The organism is Saccharopolyspora sp. NPDC050389, from assembly GCF_040655595.1.
Classification (GTDB): Bacteria; Actinomycetota; Actinomycetes; order Mycobacteriales; family Pseudonocardiaceae; genus Saccharopolyspora.
In genome coordinates this window covers 5,966-9,013 of record NZ_JBFAKG010000004.1, presented here as the reverse complement: position 1 = coordinate 9,013, position 3,048 = coordinate 5,966, and the positions used below count along the sequence as shown (strand labels likewise).

Sequence of the window (3,048 nt, the reverse complement as noted above, 5' to 3'; positions counted from 1 at the left end):
GCACACGCCGCCTAAAAACCGCCCGGGCCCCCGGGCCCCCCGGCCCCCCCTTCGCTTCGATCAGATGCGTTCGAAGACGGCGGCGAGGCCCTGGCCGCCACCGATGCACATCGTTTCCAGGCCGTAGCGGGCCTCGCGGCGGTGCATCTCGCGCGAGAGCGTCGCGAGGATGCGGCCGCCGGTCGCGCCCAGCGGGTGGCCCAGCGAGATTCCCGAGCCGTTGACGTTGACCCGGTCGAAGTCGGCGGGCTTGAACTCCCACTCGCGGGTGCAGGCCAGCACCTGCGCGGCGAACGCCTCGTTGAGCTCGATCAGATCGAGGTCGGCCAGGCTGATTCCGGCGCGCTGCAAGGCTTTCGCGGTCGCCGGAACCGGCCCGATGCCCATCGTGCGCGGCGGCACCCCGGCCCGCGCCCAGGAAACCAGCCGCACCAGCGGCCGCAGCCCGAGTTCCGCCGCGCGCTCCGGCGTCGTCACCACGCAAACCGCGGCCGCGTCGTTCTGTCCGCTGGCGTTGCCCGCGGTGACCGTCGCCTCCGGATCGGACTTGCCCAGCACCGGCTTCAGTGCCGACAGGGTGTCCATTGTGGTCTCCGGGCGCGGGTGCTCGTCCACGTCGACCACGGTGTCGCCCTTGCGGGAGCGCACCGTCACCGGCACGATCTCGTCGGCGAAGCGCCCGGCCTGCTGAGCGGCCCCGGCGCGTTGCTGCGAGCGGACCGACAGCTCGTCCTGCTCGGTGCGCGAGATTCCGTATTCGCGGCGCAGGTTTTCGGCCGTCTCCAGCATTCCGCCCGGCACCGGGAAGTTCTTGCCGCCCGCGGTCACCCGGCCGCGAGCCAGCGCGTCGTGCAGTTCCAGCCCGCTGCCGCGGATGCCCCACCGGGCCTCGGTGGTGTAGAACGGCGCGCTGCTCATGCTCTCCGCGCCGCCGGCCAGCACCACGTCGCTGACGCCGGTCTGCACCTGCATCGCGGCGTCCAGCACGGCCTGCAGGCCGGAACCGCAGCGGCGGTCCACCTGGGTGCCGCCGACCTCGACGGGCAGGCCCGCGTCCAGCGCGGCGACGCGGCCGATCGCCGGGGCGTCGGAGTTCGGGTAGCACTGGCCGAGGATCACCTCGTCGACCGCCTCGCCGGGCAGCCCGGTGCGCTCCAGCAGCGCCTTGATCACCGTCGCCGCCAGCTCGACGGCCGGCACGGTCTTGAACACCCCGCCGAACCGGCCGATCGGGGTCCGCAGCGGTTCGCAGATCACCGCTTCGCGCATCGCTTGCTCCTTCGAGTCCCGGTGGCGGCCGCTCCGCCGCCGTTTCGTTCGTAGCACAGCGCCGCGGCAAGCCGAAACGGTCGGCGATTATGTTCGTTGACGTCTTACTGATAGGTCAATTCAGTATTGGACGGTATTGGCAAGCCGTGCGATGGTGCGTCGGAGGAAACCTTGGGAGGTCGGCCATGCAGTGGGCGCAGCGGGTCAACACCGTGCGGGTGATCGGCACCGGCGTGATGGGGCGCGGCATCGCGCAGCTGGCCGCGGCCGCCGGGCTGACCGTGGAGCTCGCCGACGCCCGCCCCGAGGCCGTGGCGGCCGCGGTCGACCAGATCGGGCAGATGTTCGACAAGCTCGCCGGCAAGGGCCGGATGACCGGTGCCGACGCCGCCGCCGCGAGGGCCCGGCTGCAGCCGGTCGACGGCCCGCTGGCGCCCGCCGCGTGCGACCTGGTGATCGAGGCGGTCCGCGAGGACCTGCCGACCAAGCGCGAGCTGTTCGCCGAGCTGGAGAAGATCTGCCCGGCGCACACCGTGTTCGCCACCAACACCAGCTCGCTGGCGGTGACCTCGATCGCCACCGCGCTCGCCGACCCGAGCCGGCTGGCGGGCCTGCACTTCTTCAACCCCGTCCCGCTGATGCGCCTGGTCGAGGTGATCCCCGGCGCCCGGACCGCCGACTGGATCCCGGGCGCGCTCGTCGATCTGGTGCGGCGGCTGGGCCACCAGCCGGTGCGCGCCACCGACACGCCGGGCTTCCTGGTCAACCACGCCGGCCGCGGACTGATCACCGAGGCGCTGCAGATTCTGGGCGAGGGCCTGGCCGCGCCCGCCGACGTCGACCGGATCTGCCGCGACGTGCTGGGCCTGCGGATGGGCCCGTTCGAGCTGATGGACCTCACCGCGCTGGACGTCACGCACCCGGCGACGGAGAGCATCTGGTCCGGCTACTACGGCGATCCCCGGCTGCGGCCGTCGCCGATCACCCGCTCCCGCCTGGAAGCGGGACTGCTCGGCCGCAAGGTCGGCGAGGGCTTCTACGCCTACGTCGACGGTGCGAAGCAGGAGCAGCCCGAGCCGCAGGCGCCGCAGGCGGAGACGCGCCCGATCTGGTCGGACGACCCGGAGCTGCTGGACGCGCTGGACGCGGCGGGCGTGCCGGTGGAGCGCGGCGAGGAGCCCTCCGATGGAGCCGTCATCCTCCTCACTCCGTACGGCCACAGTGCCGCGACCGCTGCGCTTTCGGCCGGTCTGCCTCCGGCGCGGGTGTGCGGCGTGGATCCGCTCAGCACGGAGAAGCGGTTCACGCTGACCGTGCACCCGGCGACCGATCCGGAGCTCGCGCGCTCGGCCTGGACGGCGCTGGCCGCGACTGGCCGGGCGGTGACCGTCGTCCGCGATGGGGCGGGCATGATCGCGCAGCGGCTGCTGGCGTCGATCGTGAACACCAGCTGCTTCATCGCCGAGCAGCGGCTCGCCACGCCCGCCGACATCGACACGGCGGTGCGCCTCGCGCTCGGCTACCCGCGCGGTCCCCTGGAGTGGGGCCGGCACATCGGCCCGCGCCGCGTGCTGGCCGTGCTGCGCGCCCTGCATTCGGCCACCGGCGATCCGCGCTACCGGCCTAGCCGCTGGCTGGTCGAACGCGCCGAGCTCGGTCTCGAACTCACCGAAACCGGCACCACGCCGCAAGACCTGCTCTCGTGAGCGCAGGAATCCGATGTCGAACGGGGCGTTGTGGGCTACCAGCACGCTGCCGCGGCTGAACTCCAGGAAGGCG

The 3,048-nt window shown here is 72.8% G+C and carries 2 protein-coding genes; one reads left to right on the top strand and one right to left on the bottom strand.

Annotated features, from left to right (window positions below; all coding sequences use genetic code 11):
- Positions 1-60 precede the first annotated feature (60 nt).
- Entirely contained in the window at positions 61-1,269 is a 1,209-nt protein-coding gene (locus AB0I53_RS03380) for an acetyl-CoA C-acetyltransferase (protein WP_358595713.1), read from the bottom strand.
- 185 nt (positions 1,270-1,454) lie between these two features.
- On the opposite strand from AB0I53_RS03380, the gene AB0I53_RS03375 reads away from it, so the two are divergent.
- Positions 1,455-2,975 (top strand): 3-hydroxyacyl-CoA dehydrogenase, encoded by a 1,521-nt coding sequence (locus AB0I53_RS03375; protein WP_358595710.1) that lies wholly within the window; start codon positions 1,455-1,457, stop codon positions 2,973-2,975.
- Positions 2,976-3,048 lie beyond the last annotated feature (73 nt).

Excerpts from the sequence above, each read along its gene's own strand:
- AB0I53_RS03375 (WP_358595710.1), top strand. The coding sequence starts at position 1,455 with ATGCAGTGGGCGCAGCGGGTCAACACCGTGCGGGTGATCGGCACCGGC.
- AB0I53_RS03380 (WP_358595713.1), bottom strand. The coding sequence starts at position 1,269 with ATGCGCGAAGCGGTGATCTGCGAACCGCTGCGGACCCCGATCGGCCGG.